The organism is Frankia sp. EI5c (assembly GCF_001636565.1).
Lineage (GTDB): Bacteria > Actinomycetota > Actinomycetes > Frankiales > Frankiaceae > Parafrankia.
Genome location: NZ_LRTK01000003.1, coordinates 70234 through 90952 on the forward strand (window position 1 = coordinate 70234; position 20719 = coordinate 90952).

General features: G+C 73.9%; 14 protein-coding genes and 6 pseudogenes. 8 read left to right on the top strand and 12 right to left on the bottom strand.

The window, feature by feature from the left end; genetic code table 11:
* Positions 1-165: 165 nt before the first annotated feature.
* A complete protein-coding gene (gene bioA / locus UG55_RS01250; RefSeq protein ID WP_066061551.1) occupies positions 166-1452 on the top strand; it encodes an adenosylmethionine--8-amino-7-oxononanoate transaminase in 1287 nt (428 codons plus the stop codon).
* A 629-nt stretch (positions 1453-2081) separates the two neighbouring features.
* Positions 2082-3812, top strand: coding sequence for a diguanylate cyclase (locus UG55_RS45895; protein WP_304440374.1), 1731 nt, complete (start codon positions 2082-2084; stop codon positions 3810-3812).
* Between the two features lie 42 nt (positions 3813-3854).
* On the opposite strand, the pseudogene UG55_RS01260 reads toward UG55_RS45895, so the two are convergent.
* The 7 genes and pseudogenes from UG55_RS01260 to UG55_RS01285 all read right to left on the bottom strand — a co-directional run.
* Positions 3855-4396, bottom strand: a pseudogene (locus tag UG55_RS01260) (bifunctional 5,10-methylene-tetrahydrofolate dehydrogenase/5,10-methylene-tetrahydrofolate cyclohydrolase); the annotation flags it as partial.
* Between the two features lies 1 nt (position 4397).
* Positions 4398-4682, bottom strand: a pseudogene (locus UG55_RS30995) (tetrahydrofolate dehydrogenase/cyclohydrolase catalytic domain-containing protein); the annotation flags it as partial.
* Entirely contained in the window at positions 4679-5302 is a 624-nt protein-coding gene (locus tag UG55_RS01265) for a cyclodeaminase/cyclohydrolase family protein (protein WP_066061650.1), read from the bottom strand. The pseudogene UG55_RS30995 and the gene UG55_RS01265, both read right to left, overlap by 4 nt.
* Positions 5303-5720: 418 nt before the next feature.
* The gene (locus UG55_RS01270) at positions 5721-6299 is read right to left on the bottom strand and encodes a TetR/AcrR family transcriptional regulator (protein ID WP_313954569.1); all 579 of its coding nucleotides are present in this window, start codon (positions 6297-6299) and stop codon (positions 5721-5723) included.
* 577 nt (positions 6300-6876) lie between these two features.
* Positions 6877-7440 (bottom strand): DUF4262 domain-containing protein, encoded by a 564-nt coding sequence (locus UG55_RS01275; RefSeq protein ID WP_128422808.1) that lies wholly within the window; start codon positions 7438-7440, stop codon positions 6877-6879.
* A gap of 268 nt (positions 7441-7708) precedes the next feature.
* The gene (gene msrB, locus UG55_RS01280; RefSeq protein WP_066061559.1) at positions 7709-8131 is read right to left on the bottom strand and encodes a peptide-methionine (R)-S-oxide reductase MsrB; all 423 of its coding nucleotides are present in this window, start codon (positions 8129-8131) and stop codon (positions 7709-7711) included.
* 68 nt (positions 8132-8199) lie between these two features.
* Positions 8200-8613, bottom strand: coding sequence for a hypothetical protein (locus UG55_RS01285; protein WP_066061561.1), 414 nt, complete (start codon positions 8611-8613; stop codon positions 8200-8202).
* 142 nt (positions 8614-8755) lie between these two features.
* Here UG55_RS01285 and UG55_RS01290 point away from each other — a divergent pair, with 142 nt between their 5' ends.
* Entirely contained in the window at positions 8756-9106 is a 351-nt protein-coding gene (locus UG55_RS01290; RefSeq protein ID WP_066061564.1) for an RNA polymerase-binding protein RbpA, read from the top strand.
* Between the two features lie 101 nt (positions 9107-9207).
* On the opposite strand, the gene lnt is transcribed toward UG55_RS01290, so the two are convergent.
* The 5 genes and pseudogenes from lnt to UG55_RS45900 form a co-directional block, all read right to left on the bottom strand.
* On the bottom strand, positions 9208-11793 hold the full coding sequence (gene lnt / locus UG55_RS01295) for an apolipoprotein N-acyltransferase (RefSeq protein WP_396230771.1): 2586 nt from the start codon (positions 11791-11793) through the stop codon (positions 9208-9210).
* A gap of 594 nt (positions 11794-12387) precedes the next feature.
* A pseudogene (locus UG55_RS31000) lies at positions 12388-12688 on the bottom strand (amidohydrolase); the annotation flags it as partial.
* 1 nt (position 12689) lies between these two features.
* Positions 12690-13974: pseudogene (locus tag UG55_RS01300) on the bottom strand (amidohydrolase); the annotation flags it as partial.
* Positions 13975-14102: 128 nt separating this feature from the next.
* A partial coding sequence (locus UG55_RS01305; protein ID WP_242423566.1) for an Lrp/AsnC family transcriptional regulator occupies positions 14103-14485 on the bottom strand: 383 nt, incomplete at its 5' end.
* 1 nt (position 14486) lies between these two features.
* A pseudogene (locus tag UG55_RS45900) lies at positions 14487-14543 on the bottom strand (AsnC family transcriptional regulator); the annotation flags it as partial.
* Positions 14544-14821: 278 nt separating this feature from the next.
* On the opposite strand from UG55_RS45900, the gene UG55_RS01310 reads away from it, so the two are divergent.
* The 5 genes and pseudogenes from UG55_RS01310 to UG55_RS31010 form a co-directional block, all read left to right on the top strand.
* Complete coding sequence (locus UG55_RS01310; protein ID WP_066061574.1) at positions 14822-15808, top strand: 5'-3' exonuclease; 987 nt, start codon at positions 14822-14824, stop codon at positions 15806-15808.
* Positions 15809-16087: 279 nt separating this feature from the next.
* Positions 16088-18478, top strand: coding sequence for an HAD-IB family hydrolase (locus UG55_RS01315; RefSeq protein ID WP_066061577.1), 2391 nt, complete (start codon positions 16088-16090; stop codon positions 18476-18478).
* The coding region (locus UG55_RS31005) for an alcohol dehydrogenase catalytic domain-containing protein (RefSeq protein WP_242423567.1) at positions 18475-18817 on the top strand (343 nt) is incomplete at its 3' end. The genes UG55_RS01315 and UG55_RS31005, both read left to right, overlap by 4 nt.
* A gap of 1 nt (position 18818) precedes the next feature.
* Positions 18819-19725, top strand: a pseudogene (locus tag UG55_RS01320) (zinc-binding dehydrogenase); the annotation flags it as partial.
* A 175-nt stretch (positions 19726-19900) separates the two neighbouring features.
* Positions 19901-20719 (top strand): lactate racemase domain-containing protein (locus UG55_RS31010; protein ID WP_242423568.1); only part of this gene is annotated, 819 nt, incomplete at its 3' end.

The following is a 20719-nucleotide window of genomic DNA, read 5'->3' on the forward strand; positions in this document are numbered from 1 at the left end:
ATGTGCGGGCGCTGCCCCACCCCCGTCGGGGCAGGGTGGGAGGGTGAGCGCTCCGCCGGCCGAAGCCGCCGGCTTCCGCGGCCAACGTCGAACCTGCCGCCGAACCTGCCGGGCGGGCCAGCCCGGCCCGGGCGCCTCCCGCCGCACCCAGACCGGGAGGTCCTGATGGACGGTGGCGATCTCGTCGCGCGTGACCGCGCGGTCGTCTGGCACCCCTACGGCTCCGTGCGGGACTCCGCCCCGCTGTTCGCGGTCGCCGCCGCCAGCGGGGTTCGGCTGACACTCACCGACGGCCGTGAGCTGCTCGACGGGATGTCGTCCTGGTGGGCGGCGATCCACGGCTACCGCCACCCCGTCCTGGACGGCGCGGTGCGCGACCAGTTGGACCGGATGGCCCACGTGATGTTCGGCGGGCTGACCCACGAGCCCGCGGTCGCCCTCGCCGAGCTGCTCACCCGGATCACCCCACCGGGCCTGGACCGTGTCTTCTTCTGCGACTCCGGCTCGGTCGCCGTCGAGGTGGCGATCAAGATGGCGCTGCAGTACCAGGCCGGCCGGGGGCGCCCCGAACGGACCCGGCTGCTCACCATCCGGCGCGGTTACCACGGCGACACGTCCGGAGCGATGTCGGTGTGCGACCCGGACACCGGCATGCACCACCTGTTCACCGGCCTGCTGGCCCGGCATCTGTTCGCCGCCGCACCGACCAGCGGCTTCGACGAGCCGGTGGCCGAACGCGACCTCGCCGACGTCGAGCGGCTGCTCGCCACCCACCACGGCGAGGTCGCCGCGGTCATCTGCGAGCCGGTCGTGCAGGGCGCCGGGGCGATGCGCTTCTACAGCCCCGGCTGGCTCACCCGGGTGCGTGAGCTGTGCGACCGCCACCAGATCCTGCTGATCGCCGACGAGATCGCCACCGGCTTCGGGCGCACCGGGGAGCTGTTCGGCTGTGACCACGCCGGCATCACCCCCGACATCATGTGTGTGGGCAAGGCGATGACCGGCGGCTACCTGACCATGGGGGCCACCCTGTGCACGGACGAGGTCGCCGACGGGGTGTGCTCCTCGGCGGCGGGTGCGTTCATGCACGGCCCGACGTTCATGGCCAACCCGCTGGCCGCGGCGGTCTCCCGGGCGAGTGTCGAGCTGCTGCTGTCCTCGCCGTGGCGGGCGCGGGTGAGCGCCCTGCGCGACGCGCTGGCCGCCGGGCTCGCGCCGGCCGCCGACCTGCCCGGGGTGGCCGAGGTGCGCACCCTCGGCGCGATCGGTGTGATCGAGACCCGCCAGCCCGTCGACATGGCCGTCATCCAGCCGCTGCTGGTCGACCTGGGGGTCTGGGTGCGCCCGTTCGGACGTCTGGTCTACGCGATGCCGCCGTTCGTGATGACCCCCGCCGAGGCGACCACCCTGACGGCGGCGATGGTCGAGGCGGTCGCGGCCACCACCGGGTGACCACGCGGAGGGTCACGTAACCCGGAGGCGCGGAACGCACCGATGACGCGGCCCGCACCCATCCGGAAGCGCCGGGCTCCCCGGTGACGCGGAGTCCACCGGGGAGCCCGGCCAGCGCTGTGCGCCCGCGTCCCCCGGCGGCCCGCCGTGACCGTGCGAGTCCGCCTTCTGACCCGTTCCACCGGCCCGTCCGGGCCGGCGAAGCCGGGCCGGGTGTGGTCTTCCTGTGCACGGTCCGGGGCTCGCCGCCGGCCGGTCGCACCACCGCGCCCGGTCTCGACTGCCCGACGACAGCGCAGGTCAGAACGGTCGGATCGGCGACGGCGGGCCAGCGGCCGACGGTGCCGGACGCGCGTCCCGCCCAGCCCACTGCATGTCCGACATCCGAGAACTAGTTGCGGATGCCCGAAGGGCCTTCATACCCTTCGTTCACACGGATTCACTGTGTGTAGCGAATGGTGCGTAGGTTCCGGGCGGGTGCGCCGAGGGCGGTGAACGGGAAGGGCCAGGTGCGGATGCCTTTACGACAGATGTCATGGCTCCTGTCATGGCGACCTGGGCGCGCGGACGTCCCGGCGGTTCCGGAGACGGCTCCAGGGCCGGGGGCCGGGATGCCGCTGGACGCCACGGTGCCCTTCGAACCCACGGTGCCCTTCGAACCCACCACCGCCTTCGGATCCGCCGCAGCCCGTGAACCCGCCGCGGCCGGGCGACCGGTCCGCCACACCCCGTGGCCCTCCGGCCGGGTGGCGCTCGGCACCGCGACCCGCCACCCCGTCCCCGCCGGCCATGCGGGGCCGGAGGCCGTCGCGCCCCCGGCGGGCCGCCTCGGCGACCCGGGGCTGGGAGCCTCGCTGTTCCTGCGCGACGAACCGCCCGGCGCGCCGCCCGCCGCTCGGGCACGCCCGGGCACGCGCCCACCGCCACCCCGCCCGCGGCGCGGTCGGGCCCCCCGCCACCAGGCCGCGGGAGGCTCCCGGCGGACCCGCCCGCCGGCGCTGCTGCAGACACTGCTGGTCGGGGTCCTGTTCCTACTCACCGCCGGACTGCTCGTCGCCGACGCCGTGGCCCACCCGGCGCCACCGGAGGTCAGCGAGCTCACGGCGTTCGCCGCCTTCACCGGTCTGGCCGTGCTGACCAGCCTGACCGGCACGGCCAGCTGGGCCGGCGGCCCGCGCGACGACGACGGGCGCGACGACGACGGGCACGGCAGCCGCCAGGACGACTATCCGGCGATGACCGCGACCTGCACACTGCCGGTGGCCCTGCTGCTGCCCCCGCTGTATGCGCTGCTCGCGCATCTGCCGCTCTGGCTGGCCACGCTGCCCCGGCAGATCCGGTCAGGCCGGGCCGGCGGCACCGGGCCCGGCCGCGGCCGCTTCCACGACGCCGCGGCGCTCGGGGTCGCCGGCGCGGCCGCGGCCACGGCGCACCACATCCTCGCGCCCGCAGTCGGCCACGGTTCCGCCGACCGGCTCGCCGGCTCCGCCCGCGGTGTCACCGCCCTGATCACATCCGCCGTCGTCTACCTGGTGGTGGACCGCCTGCTGCGCCCCCGGCGCTGGCCGGCCGGGCGGGAACACACCGCGACGGTCGCGGTGGAGACCTGCGCCGCTCTCGTCCTGGCGGTGGTGTGGGCGGCGAGCCCCGTCGTCGCGTTCCTCGCGGTGCCGCTGGTGCTGCTGCTGCGCCGCGGTCTCGCCCACGCCGAACTGCTGACCGCCGCACGCACGGACGCCAAGACCCGCCTCGCGACGATGGGCTACTGGCGGCAGGTGGCACTGCGGGAGACGGCCCGCACCCGCGGCCTGGGCCGGCCGCTGTCGGTGCTGCTGGTCGACATCGACCACTTCAAACAGGTCAACGACCGTCACGGTCACCTCAACGGCGACGTGGTGCTGCTGGCCGTCGCCGACGCGTTGCGGCACGCGACCCGCCCGCAGGATCTCGTCGGCCGCTTCGGCGGGGAGGAGTTCGTCGTCCTGCTCGTCGACGCCGACCTGGCGACGGCGACCGCCGTCGCCGAACGGATCCGCCGCACGGTGGCCGCGACCCGTATCCACCTCGCCTGTGCCGATCTGAACGTCACGGTGTCCGTGGGCGTGTCCAGCACCGCGCCGGCGCCGCGGGCCAGCCCGCCTTCAACCCCCCGGCCGGTGGCGCTGGCCGCCGCCGTACCGGCGCACCCCGGTGCCGGCCGCCTGGCGGAGACCGGAACCGCCGGCCACGATGACCGGGCCGTCGTCACCGACCTGCTCGAACGCGCCGACACGGCGCTCTACCGGGCCAAGCGGGAAGGCCGGAACCGGGTGTGCGTCATCGAGACGCCCACCATGCCCGCTGCGCTGCACACCCCCTGACCCGACTCCCACCTCGGCCCCGTGGTCAGGGCCGGGGGCCGCTCAGGCGCCGGCGGCGCGGACGGTGTTGCGCAGCAGCAGCATCGTCGTGACCGGTCCGACGCCGCCGGGCACCGGGGTCAGCGCACCGGCGACCGACGCCACCGCGTCCGCGTCGACGTCGCCCGTCAGGCCGGCGTCCGTCCAGTTCGTGCCGACGTCGACGACCACCGCCCCGGGGCGGACAAATCCGGCGCCCACCATCTTCGGCCGGCCGACCGCGGCGACCACGACGTCCGACTCGTGGGCGACCGTCGCCAGATCCTTCGTCCGGGAGTGGCAGACGGTGACGGTGGCGTCCTCGGCGAGCAGCAGCAGCGCCGCCGGCTTGCCGACCACCGAGCTGCGCCCGATCACGCACACCCGCGCCCCGGCCAGCGGCACCTCGGCGCGGGTCAGGATCTCCAGTACGGCCGCCGCGGTCGCCGGCGCGAAGGCGGGCAGCCCCAGCGCGAGCCGGCCCAGGCTCAGCGGGTTCATCCCGTCGACGTCCTTGCCGACCGGAATCCGCGCGCCCACGTCGGCCGCCGTCAGCCCGGCCGGCANGGGAGTCTGCACGATCAGCCCGTGCACATCCGGATCAGCGGCAAGCTCGTCGACGGTCTCGGTCAGCTCACCGGGGTCACCGGACAGCTCGTGGACGGCACAGCTCACCCCGAGCTTGGCGGCACCGCGCTCGATCACCCGCACGTAGGAGCGTGCCGCCTCGTCGACCGTCGGCAGCACGACCGCCAGTGTCGGGGTGACACCGGCGGCGACCAGCCTCTCGACGTCGTCGACAACCGCCCGGCCGATGTCGGCGGCCATCGACCGCCCATCCAGCAACCTCATGACCCGATCCGTTCTCCCACGGCGCGCACCACGCTGTCCGCGCCAGTCAGTGACGACAGGTACTTGTCCAGCTCAGCCGCAGTCGCGTCGCGGGTGGCCGCGTCCGTCATCGACGCCAGATTGATCCGGACGTTGATCGCGGCCGAGTCGAGCGCCGCGCGGGCGCTCGCGGCCGCCACGGCGACGTCCGACAGGACGTTCACGTTCGCGCCGTCGAGGATCCGCTGGCACAGCCCGACCACCTCCGCGGCCGCGGCAGCCGTGCGCAGGGGTACCTCCGCCGCGCCGACCAGCGCCCGCTGGATCGCGGCAGTGCGGGCGTCCTTCTCCTGCGCGGTGTCCTTCGGCAACCGGTAGGCGTCGGTCACGGCGGTGAACGCCACCGCGTCGGCGTCCGCCAGGCCGAGGGCGTCCAGCCGCAGGCGGTTCGCCTGGTCCCGGGCGGCGGTCATCGTGGCTTCGTGCTCGGCGTAGCGCGGCTTGCCGATGGTCAGGTTGGCGACCATGCTCAGCAGCGACGCGCCGAGCGCGACCTGGACCGCCGCCGCGGCGCCACCACCGGGCGCCGGGGCCGCCGAGGCGAGCGCCTCGAGGAATCCGTCGAGCGTCTCGTTCGCCATCGTGTCCGACTCCCGCCTCGATCCGTGTCCGTCCGTGCCGGCCAGGCGGCAGCTCACCCGCCTGCCTGTCGCCCGCCCCGCGCGGCGGCGGAGCGGCACCGTCGTGACGCCGGCCCGGGCCGCTGGCCGAGGTCGGGCGGCCACCGCGTGCCCGGAACCACCCGCGTCGCGCACGCCTCGCCGCCGCCCGAGGTCCATCCCCCACCCGCACCCAGGCCTGACGATCCGCCACAACGGGGTGACGGACACGACGCCGGCCGGAGTGCACCGTAGCAAGTGGATCGGGGCGCCGGGTGGGAGACCACCGCCGCACGCCGGCCCGGGCCGCTTTTGTGAGGTTCGCCGCGTTCGCGGCGGGCCCGTCGGGCCGAGGCCTGCGCACCGCCGGCGCACCGGCCCACCGGCGGCCACAGGACTGTCATGCCGGCAGCGACCGCATGATCAGCTCCAGGCCGTCGTCGAACTGGGCGAGGGTGTCTGCGCGCAGGAACGGCACGGCCGCCGCGAGATCCGGCAGCTCGTGCGCCGGGGGATTGAAGGTGGCCGTCGGGGTGACGGGCCGCTGGTCCCGGGCTACGGCGGCGGCCGTGGCCCGGGCCTCGGACAGGGCGTGACCCAGGCAGTAGAACAACAGTGTCTGGTAGGCCGAGGTGGCGTCCTGGGGGCTCAGCCCCATCCCGCGCAGCAGCCCGACCGCGTGGTTCGCGCGTGCCCAGTAGGCCCGCCCGCCAGGCGGGCGGCGCAGCACCACGGCGGCCATCGTCGGGTACCGCAGCAGCGAACGGCGCAGCTGATGCAGGCTGGCGCGCAGATCGGCGCGCGCGTCACCGGTTGTGGGCAGCGGTTCGTCGCCCGCGATCAGAATGTCGGCGAGGGCGTCGAGCAGCTCGTTCTTGGTCCGGAAGTGCCGGTAGAAGGCCGTCGGGTCCACCTCGAGCCGGGCGCCGAGCGCTCGCATGCTGAACGCGTCCGCGCCGCCGATCCGCACGATCTCCATCGCCGCGTCGAGGAGCACCTCGCGGGACAGTGTGCCCCGGGGGGTGCGGNGGGGGGGAACGGGCGCGCCGGTCCGGGGGGCGTCCTCGTTCTCGTCTGGAGCGATCACCCGACCGATCTTAGTGAAACCAACATCGTGGTCAACAACGTTGACCTCCAGGGTCTCAACTTGTTGATCTTTAGAGGTTGGTGTGGGGGACGTCCTTGGGTACCCCCATGCCGCCGTCGAAGCGGCATGGGGGAGTGGTGTGCGGGGGAGGGGAGGGTGCGCGGCGGGATGGTGGCCGTGGCGCCGGGCGCGCTCACCGCCCGTCCCGCCGTGTCTCCGGCGGGGCAAAAACGCTATCCCGACGTTCAGCCGGTCAAGATAGTCAACAGCGTTGACGCGCACGCCCGTGACAATTTGATCTTGAGGTCAAACGGAAAAACAAACAAAACAAAACGGAAGACCCCTCATCGCCAAAGACGGAACCTCGTGATTGGCAGCCCGAATCGCCCGCCGGAACCGTTCATGGTGGGGCCACGAACCCGCCGCCCATCGCGGCGGCCTGCGCCGACCGCACGACTCTCCGCCCGGTTCACGCCGGCTCCGGGGGTCGCCGTGGTCGCGGCAGCCGCGGCGGCCGGGAGACCCGCCGCCGCGGCTGCCCGGGAATGTGCCAGACCCGGCCGGGACGGGTGCCGCGGCCCGCCGGTGGCACCGTGGCGAGTGGCTGGGCGACGCCTTTCACCCAGGGCGGCTCCCCCGGCAGGCTGCCCGCGTGATCGGCCCAGACCGCCTGGAATGCGGGTACCGCGGGGCCGTCCGGATCCCGGTAGAGCTCGTTCGCGCCGAGCAGCAGTTGGTCGCTGGCCAGCGGGGTGATCGCCCGGAGCTGGACGGTCAGGCTGGGGGCGAGGGTGAGGCGCTGGCCTTCGTGCAGCCGCTGGCGGTCGCGGACCCGCTCCCCGATCAGGTTGAGGATCTCGGCGGAGGGCTCGGGCGGCAGGCCGCTGACGAGCAGTTCGGGGTGGGCGTCGAAGGAGTGCAGCCCGATGGTGTAGGCGTAGGGCGGATCGCCGGGCCCGTCGTCGAGCACGGCCTGCACGGCCCAGCCATGCGTGTGGATGGTGTTCGCGAGCCAGGCATGGTGGGCGGCGATGAAGGACGCGAGGGTTTCGGGGTCCTCGTCCGGGAAATCCTCGAAGTCGTCTTCCNGGAAATCGCCGAAACCGTCGGGATCCCCGAGTGGAAGGTGGCCGGGAGTCATGGGTTCACCTCGTCTGGCGTGGGTGGGTGAACCGTATGCGGGGGCTGGGCGTGCCCCGCCGCCGTCGACCGGATCCGTGACTGTGGATCTTGTTGGGATCACGGTGGTTGACGGGTCGGCGCCGTCTCGCCGGCCGGCGCCGCCGCCGCTGTGTCGTGGGTCAGACCGGACCGGCGGACTCGTCGAGGGTCAGCGCGAGGCTGTTCATGCAGTAGCGCTGGCCGGTGGGGGCGGGTCCGTCGTCGAAGACGTGACCGAGGTGGGAGTCGCAGCGCGCGCAGCGGACCTCGGTGCGGGTCATGCCGTGGCTGCGGTCCTCGATCGTGGTGAGGGCGTCCGGTGAGACGGGCTGGTAGAAGCTGGGCCAGCCGGAGCCGGAGTCGTACTTGGTGTCGGAGGTGAACAGGGGGGCTTCACAGGCGCCGCACTGGTAGACGCCGTCGGACTTGTTGTAGGTGTAGGCGCCGGTGAAGGGGGCCTCGGTGGCCGCCTGGCGCAGGATGGCGTAACGCTCGGGGCCCAGCAGCTCACGCCATTCGCTGTCGGAGCGGATGACTTTGCCGGTGGTCGGGGTGTCGCTCACGTCGTGGTCCTTTCGCGTTTCGGCCGGCATCTCGCCGGTGGGCCGGTGGGCCGGTGGGCCTGTCGTGGTCAACGCGGCGGGTTGGCCGTTTGTTCTACCCCGCTGGACGGGTGGGTGGCGGTGAGGGTGCGCACGGCCAGCGCGGCCCCGCCGCCGGCGGCGGCGATCATCGCCGTGCCGTAGCCGACCGGCAGCTGTCCGTTCGCGGTGGCGTGGGCGAGGACGGCGGTGTCCGCGGTGTCGCTGCACAGGCCGGCGACGAGCCACGTCCGGGTTGGGCCGCCGGTGGCGTGGGCGTGCAGCAGGCCGATGCCGAGGACCAGGTCACGGATGCCGGTGAGGCGGGCGATCCACGCAGTTTTCTCAGCTGTGACACGGTCGACCCCGGCGAGGCGGATGATCGGTGTGGGTCTGGTGAGCGCGGTGAGTCCGACGGCGGAGCGTGCGAGGCCGTTCAGCAGGATCTGGGCCTGGTTCGTCACCCGCCGTGTATCCTTTGCAGTCGAGGGAACACGTAGTGTGATCACGATCTCGTTACCTGGCCTTCCGGGGTGGGAACGACTTCGCTTGTTCGTACGTTGGACTCGGTTGAGGTCAACATGCCACGACGCTCTGAGGAGTCATATGGGCGAGCGCATCCTGCGGGGCAGCCGTCTCGGTGCAGTGTCCTACGAGACTGACCGCAGCACGGAGCTTGCCCCACGGCAGACAGCGTCGTACGACTGCCCGAACGGGCATCAGTTCACCATGCCGTTCGCGGCCGAGGCCGAGGTGCCGTCGGTCTGGGAGTGCCGGGTCTGCGGGTCGGCCTCGGTGATCGTGGACGGTGAGCGGCCCGAGCCGAAGAAGAGCAAGCCGCCGCGGACGCACTGGGACATGTTGATGGAGCGTCGTACGACGGACGATCTGGAAGAGGTGCTGGCCGAACGGCTGGCGGTGCTGAGGGGCACCGGTGAGGACCGGCGGTCCGCCTGACGGCCTGGCGTGTCTGCTGGCCGGGAACGGCGTGGTAGCTGAGGGCAGCTCCAGCATGTGAAGAGGGGTGGCAGCGTACGCTGCCACCCCTCTTCACATGCTCAGGGGCGTCCGGCGGGTGCGCTGGTGGGCGGCTGGCCGGTGTCGACGCCGGCGTCAGCCGGGTCGGGTGTGGCGGGTGCCGGAATGCTCGAGGTGGCCGGTGCCGGATTGCGGGTGGTCGCGGTGGGGGTGGCGGGGCTGGCTGTGGCCGCCCGGCGGGGGCCGCGCCGGCCGGAGGTGAGCGCCCACCAGCCGACCCGCCAGAAGCCTTCGGCGACGATCGTGCGGCTCATTTTGGAGGCGCCGCGTTCGCGTTCGACGAAGTCGATGGGGACTTCGACGACCCGGAAGCCGGCCTGCCAGGCGCGCCAGGCGAGGTCGACCTGGAAGCAGTAGCCCTGGGAGGCGACCAGGTCGAGGTCGCGGGCGCGCAGGACGTCGGCGCGGTAGGCGCGGAATCCGGCGGTGGCGTCGCGCAGGGGTACGCCGAGGGCGGCGCGGACGTAGGCGTTGGCGCCGCGGGAGAGGATCAGCCGGCGGCGCGGCCAGTTGTGGACGGTTCCGCCGGGTATCCACCGGGATCCGATGCTGATGTCGGCGCCGGCGAGGGCGTCGAGCAGGCGCGGTAGCTGTTCGGGCTGGTGGGAGCCGTCGGCGTCCATTTCGACGATGACGTCGTAGCCGTGTTGCAGGGCCCAGGTGAAGCCGGCGATGTAGGCGGATCCGAGGCCGGACTTGCCGGCGCGGTGCAGGACGTGGATGTGGCTGTCGTCCGCGGCGAGCCGGTCGGCGATCTCTCCGGTGCCGTCGGGGCTGGCGTCGTCGATGACGAGCAGGTCGACCGCGGGGTTCGCCGTGCGGAGCCGGCGTGCGGTGTCCGGCAGGTTGTCCCGTTCGTTGTAGGTCGGGACGCAGACGACGACGCGGGTGGCTTCCACGCCTCTCCTCTTGTGGTCGGTGTCGGTGGCGGGCTGGGATGCCCGGGCGGGGTGTGGCTGGTCGCCGCCGGTGCTGCCGGTGCTGCCGGTGTCGGCCGGGCGGCTCGCGGTGTCGCCGCCCGCGGTTGTGCCCGCGGGGGCGTCGGGGGTGCCGCCGAGCGCGGAGCCGGGGGTGCTGGCCGCGGAGGTGACTGCGGTGGCGGTGCGCCGGCTGGTTGCCAGCGCGGCGAGCATCGCGAGTGCGCCGAGAGCGGTGAGCACCATCTCCGGGACGATACCCAGCCGGGTGGCGAGGGTGTGGGTGGTGCGTAGCGGTAGCTGCGCGGTCAGTACACCCGCTTCGTACAGGCCTGTCTGGTCGAGGATGGTGCCGTCGGGCGCGATGAGGGCGCTTTGGCCGCTGGTGGAGACCTGGACGGTGGCACGGCCGTGTTCGACGGCGCGCAGCCGGCTCATGGCGAGCTGCTGTTGGCTTTCGCCCTTGCGGCCGAAGGACGCGTTGTTCGTCTGGATGACGAGGAGTTCGGCGCCCCGGTCGACGTTGTCGCGGACGAGTCCGTCGTAGGCGACCTCGAAGCAGATGACGTCCCCGATGGTGGTGCCGGCGACGGCGATGGCGCCGTGGCCGGTGCCGGCGAGGAAGTCGTTCGGCATCTCCTGGGCGAAGCGGCTGATCAGTTTTTCGAGCAGGGCCCGACCGGGGAGGTACTCGGCGAACGGGACCGGGTGGCGTTTGACGTACATGTCGCCGGTGGGGCCGTCGGCGGTCCAGACCAGCCCCGCGTTGCGGACGTGCCGGTCGCCGGGGCCGTCGAGGACGGCGCCGACGAGCAGTGGCGCCCCGGCGACGGTGGCTGCGCGGGTGAGGGCCGCGTGGGCGGTGGGGTTGGTGAGCGGGTCGATGTCGGAGGAGTTCTCCGGCCACAGGACGAGGTCGGGCTGGGGGGTGCGGCCGGCGCGGACGTCGGCGGCGAGTTTCTCGGTGCCGGCGACGTGGTTGGCGGTGACCTGGAAGGCCTCGCCGAGGGCGTCGTAGCCGCCGGCTTCGGGGACGTTTCCCTGGATGGCGGCGAGGCGCAGGGTGCCGTGCTGGGGCGTGGTGGGCAGGGGGACGGCGAGTCCGGCGAGGGTGAGCGCGAGGGCGGTGGCGGCGGTAGCCGCGGCGGGGAGGGCGACCCGGCGGTGTGCTGCCGGGCGCGGGGTCCCGTCGGGGGTGCCGTCCTGCCCGGTGCCGCCCGTGCCCTGCCGACTACTGCCCGGAGGGGCTGTTCTGAGGTGCAGGAAGGTGGTGGCGAGCAGCGTCGCGGTGGTGGCGACGGCGAAGGTGACCAGGGGGGCGCCGCCGAGCGCGGCGAGGGGGGTGTAGGGGCCCTCGGGCTGGCTGAAGGCGAGCCGGCCCCAGGGGAAGCCGCCGAAGGGGGCGCGGCCGCGGAGGGCTTCCTGGCCGACCCAGGCGGCGCCGGCCCACAGCCAGGGGGCGGGGAGCCGGTAGGCGAGGGTGGTGGCGGGGGCGACGACGGCGAGGATGGCGGCTTCGGCGGTGGCCAGGACGATCCAGCCGTCGGCGCCGACGAAGGACACGAAGCGCAGCAGTGGCAGCAGGAAGGCGAGGGAGAACAGCAGGCCCAGCCCGTAGGAGGCGCGTAGCCGGCGGCCGCGGACGGTGAGGGTGAGGACGGCGACGGCGAGGGGGGCCAGCGGCCACATGCCCACGGGGGGGAAGGCGAGGTAGAGCAGCAGGCCGGCGAGGACGGCGAGGGCGGGGCGGGCCAGGCGCCGGTGTGGGGCGCGGCGGCGTGCCGGGGGTGGTTCGGGGGTGGATGTGGGGGGTGCGCCCGCCGCGGCCGGGTCGGGTTGCGGCGGTGTGGCGGGCGCGTGGGTCACCGGTCCAGTGTCCGGTACGCGGCCGGCGCCGGGCACCCCGGGCCGGGTGCGGCCGGGTGGTCGTCGGGTTGTTGGCGGGGGTTGTTGGCGGGGGGTGCCGGGTGTGCCGCGGACGGTGCCGCTGGGCCGGTCCGGCCGGGACGGGACCACGTCGGGACTACCTGGAGGTTTTCGGGTCGGGGTGGGGCGCTTCCGCGGGGGTGGTGAGTGTGGTCGAATCACCCGGTGCCCGCCGGGCGGGCACCGGGGGCCGGGCCGCGATCCCCCATCGGTGTGCGTCTCGGGTGTGCCGGTGGTGCGGTGGGCCGGGTCGAGGGGTTCCGAACCGTCCGTTAGACAACGGCGCTGCCGCGGGTCGAGGTGCCGTCCGCGTGCGGTGCCGGTCCGAAGGACGGTTCGGATCCCGTCGGCCCACGTTCACAGCTGGTCGTGTAGGAGCTGACCGCGCAGCACCGTGCGCAGGCATCGTGGGCGGCGGCGGGTGGCGGCGCCGAGCAGGCCGGATGGCGCGTCTGGGTCACCGTCGGCGGCTTCGGGGGCGGCCGGGAGGTCCCAGATCGCGAAGGTGGCGGGTGCGCCGACGGCGAGCCGGCCTGAGCCGTCGGCGTCGGCGCGGGCGGCCTGCCAGCCGCCGCGGGTGGCCGCGGTGAACGCCGTGTCGACGCTGATCCGTGCGCCGGGGGTGTGGTGGTGGGCGGCGGCGTGCACGGCGCCCCACNGGTCCAGCGGCGTGACGGGGCTGTCGGAGGACAGTGCCAGGGTGATCCCGGCGGCGGTGTAGGCGGCGAAGGGGTTCATCAGCGCGGCGCGGGTGGCGCCGAGGCGGGTGCTGTAGAGGCCGCCGGGGCCGCCGTAGCGGGCGTCGAAGGCGGGTTGGACGCTGGCGACGAGTCCGAGGCGGGCCATGGTGGCGATCTGCTCGGGGTGGGCGAGCTCGGCGTGTTCGACGCGGTGGCGGGCGGCGGCGACGGTGGCGGTGCCGATCCGGGTCGCGGCGGCGCGCAGGCCGGCGAGGACGGTGTCGAGGGCGGCGTCGCCGATGGCGTGGAAGCCGGTCTGCAGGCCGGCGGCGTGGGCGTCGCAGACGATGTCGCGGATGTCGTCGGCGTCGCGGTGGCGCTGCCCGGTGTGCGTGGGCTGGTCGTGGTACGGGCTGCGCAGTGCGGCGGTGTGGGAGCCCAGGGAGCCGTCGACGAACAGGTCGCCGCCGTAGCCGACGGGGCCGAGGCCGGGTTCGTGGGCGAGAGCGAGGGCGGTGGCCAGGTCGCCGGCCCAGTAGCCGCTGACCGTGGGGCCGGGTTCGTCGCGGGCGAGGGTGAGCAGGTCGGCGAGGTCCTCGGCGCTGGACACCTCTGGTCCGGCCATCTCGTGCAGGGCGGCGATGCCGAGGGCGGCGGCGTGGGCGCGGACGCGGCGCGCGGCGTCGAGGCGGCGGGCGCGGGGCAGGTCGTGGTAGGCGGTGGTGCGGGCGCGGTGGTGGGCGTCGTCGCGGCACAGGCCGTCGCCGAGCCAGCCGGCTGCGTGGTGGGCGCCGGAGCGGACGGCGAGGCTCATGGAGACCACGGCGGTGTGGCCGTCGGCGCGGGCGAGGTAGACGTCGGCGGTGCCGGCGGCGCGGGCGAGTTCGGCGGCGGTGGGTGGGCGGCCTTCGGGCCAGCGGGTCTCGTCCCAGCCGGTGCCGAGCAGGGGTTGGCCGGGGCGGCGGCGGGCGGCGCGGGTGAGCTGGTCGAGGGCGTCGGTGAGGGTGGGGGTGTCGGTGAGGTCGACGCCGTCGAGGGCGAGGCCGGTGGCGGTGGTGTGCACGTGGGCGTCGACGAAGGCGGGGGTGAGGGTGGCGCCGTGCAGGTCGACGGTGGTGTCGATGTCCCCGGGTGGGGTGTCGTGGGGGCCGCCGATCCAGGCGATGGTGTCGCCGTGGACGAGCAGGGCGCTGGCGGGGGTGCGCGTCGCCGGGCCGGCGCCGGGGCTGTGCGGGCTGTGGATGTGGCCGTGCTGGTAGAGCACGCGCAGGTGCCCGCGGGGNGCGGCCCGGCTGGGGTGGGCGGGGGCCTGCTGGCCGCGGGCGGGCGCGGCGGCGGGTGTGGGTGTGGGGGCGGGTGTGGTCATGGTGCTCAGGGTGCCGAACCGGCAGGTCACAGGTTCGGGGGGCGTCCTTCGTAGGGGGTGGAGAGCACGACCATCGTGCGGGTGGAGACGTTGGCGGCGGCGCGGATCTCCTGCAGGAGTGCTTCGAGGGCGGCGGGGTCGGCGACGCGGACCTTGAGCAGGTAGCTTTCCTCCCCCGCGACGCTGTAGCAGGCCTCGATGGCGGGCAGGTGGGTGAGCCGGTCGGGGGCGTCGTCGGGCTGGCTGGGGTCGATCTCCTTGATGGAGACGAACGCGGTGAGGGCCAGGCCGACCTGGGAGGGGTCGACGAGGGCGACGTAGGACGTGATGACCCCGCGCTGCTCCAACCGACGGACCCGCTGGTGGACGGCGGACACCGACAGGCCGGTGGAGCGACCGAGGTCGGTGANGCTCATCCGGCCGTCGCGGCACAGCAGCTGCACGATCTGACGGTCTAGATCCTCCAACACGTTCCGGAGGTTATGCACAGATCGGCCGGTCGTGCCGGGCGGGTCTGGTCCCGGCGGGACTTTGTGCGACGGCTCGGGGTGCCGATCGGCGCAGCGTGGTGACGGATGGTGGATGGCTGTTCGCGGTGGGTGGTGACGGTGGGGGTGGTGGCGGGGGTCGGGGGTGGGGTGGGGTGGGTGTCTGGTGCTGCTGGGTGGGGTGCCGGTGGGGGCAGCCCGGTTCTGGTTGGTGGGGGTGGTGACGGACCGTCGACAGGGCATGCCAGTCTGACAAGATGACCATCGTGGATGAGCGGGCGGGTGGCGGGGGTGAGCGGCTGATGCTCGCCGACACCCCGTCGTTGTATTTCCGGGCGTTTCACGGGGTGCCGCGGTCGGTGCGGGCGCCGGACGGGATGCCGGTGAACGCGGTGCGGGGGCTGGTGGACGTGTTGGCACGTCAGATCGGCGAGTTGCGGCCGCGGCGGCTGGTGTGCTGTTTCGACGCGGACTGGCGGCCGGCGTTCCGGGTGGCGCTGATCCCGTCGTACAAGGCGCATCGGGTGGCGGCGGCTGGGGATGCCGGCGGCGAGGCGGGTGCGGTGGCGGAGGAGGTGCCGGACGAGCTGGAGGAGCAGCTGCCGGTGATCGACGCGGTGCTGGACGCGTTCGGGATCGCGCGGGCGGAGGCGGCGGGGTTCGAGGCCGATGATGTGATCGCCACGCTGGCGGCCCGGCACAGCGACGCCGGGGCGGGTCCGGTGGACATCCTGACCGGGGATCGGGATCTGTTCCAGTTGGTCTGCGACTCCACCGGGGTGGTGGTGCGGTACGCGGTGGAGAAGTTCGCGGTGGTGGACGAGGCGTCGGTCACGGCCCGCTACGGGATTCCGGGCCGGCGGTACGCCGACTTCGCGGTGCTGCGCGGTGATCCCAGTGACGGGCTGCCGGGGGTGGCGGGGATCGGGGCTAAGACGGCGGCGGCGCTGCTGGGCCGGTTCGGGTCGCTGGCCGGGGCGCTGGCGGCACTGGACGCGGGGGCGGTGGACGGTTTCCCGGCGGGGGCACGGGCCCGGCTGCTGGCCGCGCGGGAGTATCTGACGGCGGCGGTCACGGTGGTGGAGGTGGTGCGGGATGCTCCGGTGGAGCCGGTGACGGGGGTGCTGCCGGCGGCCCCGGTGGATGCGGAGGCGGTGCGGGAGCTGGCGGAGCGTTATGGGCTGTCCGGCTCGGTGGGGCGGCTGAAGGCGGCGTTGGCCGCCGCCGCCGCGGCCGGGGCCTAGCCGGGCCGGGGCCGGCGGGCTGGCGGCCGGAAGGGGGTTGCCGCGGACGGTCACGGTGGCTGCGAACGGTCACCGTGGCGGGTGTGCGGGCGGGTCGACGCGGGCCGGCGGCGCGGCGGAACCGGCCGTGACGGTAGGTTGCCCCTCATCTGGCAGCGTGCGTGTACACGCAGGTGACCGACGGGTTCGTTCGTGGACGGTCCGAGGTCGCCTACTGTTGCGCACNGGACGTCCGTCGGGGGCGTCGGTTGGGGCTGCGGTGAGGGTGGAGGTGACCTGGTGGGGCTGCGCGAGCGGCTCGCTGGCAAGCGGGTGTTCGTGACCGGGGTGACCGGGTTCGTCGGTGAGGCGCTGTTGGAGCGGCTGCTGGCGGAGTTCCCGGACACCCGGATCGTGGCGCTGGTGCGCCCCCGGGGCAGCCATTCGGGCATGGCCCGGCTGGAGCGGATGATCCGTAAGCCGGCGTTCTCGGAGCTGCGCAAGCAGCTGGGCCGGGAGGGTCTGGCGGCGCTGCTGGCGGAGCGGGTGCAGGTCATCGAGGGTGATCTGGCGGAGATGGGCAGTCTGCCGTCCGATCTGGACGTGGTGATCCACTGCGCCGGGGAGGTGTCGTTCGACCCGCCGATCGACGAGGGGTTCGCCACCAACGTCGGTGGGGTGCAGGCGCTGCTGCGGGCGGTGCGTGCCAGCGGTGCCCGGCCGCATGTGGTGCACGTGTCCACGGCGTATGTGGCCGGGTTGCGGTCGGGGCACATCGCCGAGGGCCGGCTGGTGCACGACGTGGACTGGCGGGTCGAGCAGGCGTCGGCGGAGCGGGCGCGGCAGGCGGCGGAGGACGCGTCGCGGGCGCCGGAGACCTCGGCGCGGTTCCGTCAGGACGCGACGGCCAGGCATGCGCGGGCCGGTGCGCAGACGGTGTCCGCGGAGGCGGAGGCGGCGCGGCGGGCATGGGTGGCGCGGCGGATGGTGGCCGCCGGGGCGGAGCGGGCGCAGGTGTTGGGGTGGACGGACGCGTACACGTTCACCAAGGCGCTGGCGGAGCGGTATCTGGAGGAGTCGCACGGCGATCTGCCGTTGACGATCGTGCGTCCGTCGATCATCGAGAGCGCGCTGGCGAAGCCGTTCCCGGGGTGGATCGAGGGTTTCAAGATGGCCGAGCCGCTGATTCTGGCGTTCGGTCGCGGGGAGCTGCCGGACTTCCCGGCGTCACCGGACGCGGTGGTGGACATCATCCCGGTGGATCTGGTGGTTAACGCGCTGCTGGCGGCGGCCGGGTCACCTCCGCCGCCGGTGGACGTCCCGGCCTACTACACGGTGTGTTCGGGGTTCCGTAACCCGCTGCTGTTCCGGGATCTGTACGAGTACGTGCGGGGGTACTTCCTGGAGCATCCGCTGCCGAGCCGGGGGCGGGGGGCCACAGCGGTGCCGGAGTGGCCGTTCGCCGGGTCGGTGGCGGTGGAGGCGAAGCTGCGCCGCGGTGAGAAGGCGGTGGAGTGGGCGAGCCGGGCGCTGGAGGCGTTGCCGCGGTCGGAGCGGGTGCGCCGGCTGGCGTTGGACCTGGAGCGGTCCGAGAGCCGGGTGGCGTTCCTGCGCCGCTATTCGGATGTGTACCGGGCGTACACGAGCGCGGAGCTGGTCTACGTCGACGATGCGACGGCGGCGTTGCAGGCGGCGATGGAGCCCGCCGACCAGGAGCAGTTCGGGTTCGACCCGGCCTGCTACGACTGGCGGCACTATCTGCAGGAGGTGCACTGCCCGGCGGTGACGGCGGTGCTGCGCCGGCCGCGGGACGCGGCGCCGGCGCGGCGGGGGCTGGTGAACCTGACCGCCGGTGAGGGGGTGCTGGCGGTGTTCGATCTGGATGGCACGCTGGTGTCCTCGACGGTGGTCGAGTCGTATCTGTGGCTGCGGCTGGCGGATGCGGGGCCGGCGGAGCGGGCGCGGGAGCTGGCGTCGCTGGCGGCGGCGCTGCCGGGGTATCTGCGGGCGGAGCGGCGTGACCGGGGGCATCTGATCCGGTCGGTGTACGGCCGGTACGCGGGGGTGGATCCGGCGGAGCTGGCGGCGGTGGTGGCGCAGGTGGGTGCCGATGTGGTGCTGCGGCGGGTGAAACCGGCGGCGGTGCGGCGGGTGCGGGAGCATCGCGCGGCGGGGCATCGCACGGTGCTGCTGACGGGGGCGGTGGCGGCGTTGACCGCGCCGCTGGCGCCGCTGTTCGACGAGATCGTGGCCACCGAGCTGGAGGTCGGCGCGGACGGGCTGTACACGGGCCGGTTGGATGCGTCGCCGCTGGTCGGGGATTCCCGGGCGGCGTTTCTGGATCATTATGCGCGGGGGCGGGGGGCGGATCTGGCGGCGTCGTGGGCGTATGCGGACAGCCTGTCGGATCTGCCGATGTTGCGGGCGGTGGGTAATCCGGTGGTGGTCAATCCGGACGTGGGGTTGCATCGGGTTGCCCGGGCGGCGGGCTGGCCGATCGAGGAGTGGCCGTCGACGCCCGGTGAGCCGCGGCTGCTGGTCGGTAGCCGGGTGGAGCGGGGGCTGTTCGCGGTGGCGGCGGCGGCGCAGGGCCGGGGTCGTTCCGGCCGGTCGCGGTCCGCGGGCGCGGGTGGCTCGCCCGGTGCCGGCGGTGACGGGGTGGTCCGGGTGGGAGTGGGTGAGGGTCGGTGACGCGGGGTCTGGAGCTGTACCGGTCGTTGCCGCGGTATGCGGCGGCGCGGGTGGTGTCGGGGCGGTTGCCGCGGCTGGCGGGGGCGGCGGCGACGACCGCGGCACCGTTGCGGCTGGTGGACCGCGGGGACCCGGCGTTGCCGGGGCCGGGATGGGTGACGGTGCGGCCGCGGCTGGCGGGGATCTGCGGTTCGGATCTGGCGACGGTGACGGGGCAGAGCTCGTTCTACTTCTCGCCGCTGGTGTCGATGCCGTTCACCCCGGGCCATGAGATCGTCGGTGATCTGCAGGAGGCGGTGACGCTGGCGGACGGCCGGCGGTTGGAGGCGGGCAGCCGGGNGGTGATCGACCCGGTGCTGGGCTGCGCGGCGCGGGGGCTGGAGGCGTGCCCGGCGTGTGCGGCGGGGCGGACGTCGCGGTGCGACCGGATCACGGTGGGGCATCTGTCTCCGGGGTTGCAGACCGGGTACTGCGCGGACACCGGCGGTGGGTGGAGCCGGGCGCTGGTGGCGCATCACAGCCAGCTGCATCCGGTGCCCGACGGGCTGTCGGATGAGCGGGCGGTGCTGGTGGAGCCGTTGGCGACGGCGGTGCACACGGCGGGCCGGGCGCGGGTGGCGGCCGGGGACCGGGTGCTGATCATCGGTGCGGGGGCGGTGGGCCTGCTGACGCTGCTGGCGGTGCGGGCGTTCACCAAGGCCGAGCATGTGACGATGGTGGCCAAGCATCGCCGGCAGGTGGAGCTGGCGCACCGGTTCGGCGCGGACGAGGTGCTGGCACCCGACGACGCGGTCGGCGGGGTGCGGCGGGCGAACCGGGCGTTGCGGCTGTCTCCGCAGCTGGGTGGGGATTTCCTGCTCGGTGGGGTGGATGTGACGATCGACTGTGCGGGGGGTGCGTCGTCGTTGTCGACGGCGCTGCGGGTCACCCGGGCCGGGGGGCGGGTGGTGCTGTCGGGGGTGCCGGCGGGGTCGGTGGATCTGACGCCGCTGTGGTACCGGGAGCTGGAGCTGGTGGGGACGTACGCGTCGTCGGGGGGTGCCGGGGCGGACGTCTCGGACGGTGCCGGTCCGGACGGCGGGTCGGATTTCGGGCGGGCGTTGGCGCTGGCGGCCACCGCCCCGTTGGACGGGGTGGTGTCGGCGGTGTATCCGCTGGCCCGGTGGCGGGAGGCGTTGGACCATGCGCTGTCGGCGGGGCGGCTGGGCGCGGTGAAGATCGTGTTCGATCCGGCGGCGTCGGCGTGAGGGCCGTGCCGGGCCGTCGGGTCGGGCGGGGCCGTGGAGGTGGGTGTGCGGGTGCCGCGGAGCGCGGCATGACCGGCGTATCGGAGATTGTCATCCCGGGTGGCGGTTCTGGCCGCGGGTTGGACGGGTGCGGGGGCACCGCGCCTGGCCGGGTTGACTCACAGACGAGGGGAACGTGCAGGTGAGACCGGGGTTCGTGCTCGAGGTCGACGAGCGCACACCTCCGCTGCTGGTGCACCAGGGTGAGGGGCTGACGCTGGAGCGGTTCCCGCTGGGCACCCGGGTGGTGTATCCGCCGGAGTCGCTTCCGGGCGTGGGGGATGTGGACGCGGCGATCGCGGACGCGCTGGAGAATCCGTACAACTGTGAGCCGCTGCGTGTGCTGCTGCGGCCGGGGATGCGGCTGACGATCGCGTTCGACGACCTGTCGATTCCGCTGCCGCGGATGCGCCGGCCGGATGTGCGGCAGCGGATCATCGAACAGGTGCTGACGCTGGCGGCCGAGGCCGGTGTGGACGACGTGCAGCTGATCGCGGCGAACGCGTTGCACCGTCGGATGACGGCGGCGGAGATCGAGCACATCGTCGGGGAGCGGGTGTTCCGGTCGTTCTGGCCGGACAACCTGTACAACCACGACGCCGAGGACCGGGACAATCTCCTGCATGTCGGGGTGACCGACCACGGTGAGGATGTGGAGATCAACCGGCGGGCCGCGGAAAGCGACCTGCTGGTGTATGTGAACGTGAACCTGGTGGCGATGGACGGCGGGCACAAGTCGGTGCCGATCGGGCTGGCGTCGTACAACAGCCTGCGTCACCATCACAACTCGCACACGATGGTGCGGTCCCGGTCGTTCATGGACCACACCCGGTCGGAGATGCATTCCTCGGCGTGGCGGATGGGTCGGCTGCTGGCGAACCATCTGAAGATCTTCCATGTCGAGACGACGCTGAACAACGCCTGTTTCCCGGACCGCTACGCCTTCCTCACCAAG

Bases quoted from the DNA above. Each gene is read 5' to 3' on its own strand.
- bioA (WP_066061551.1), top strand. From the start codon at position 166: ATGGACGGTGGCGATCTCGTCGCGCGTGACCGCGCGGTCGTCTGGCAC.
- UG55_RS01265 (WP_066061650.1), bottom strand. From the start codon at position 5,302: ATGGCGAACGAGACGCTCGACGGATTCCTCGAGGCGCTCGCCTCGGCG.
- UG55_RS01270 (WP_313954569.1), bottom strand. From the start codon at position 6,299: ATGGAGATCGTGCGGATCGGCGGCGCGGACGCGTTCAGCATGCGAGCG.
- UG55_RS01290 (WP_066061564.1), top strand. From the start codon at position 8,756: ATGGGCGAGCGCATCCTGCGGGGCAGCCGTCTCGGTGCAGTGTCCTAC.
- lnt (WP_396230771.1), bottom strand. From the start codon at position 11,793: ATGTGGCCGCTGGCCCCCCTCGCCGTCGCCGTCCTCACCCTCACCGTC.
- UG55_RS01310 (WP_066061574.1), top strand. From the start codon at position 14,822: ATGACCATCGTGGATGAGCGGGCGGGTGGCGGGGGTGAGCGGCTGATG.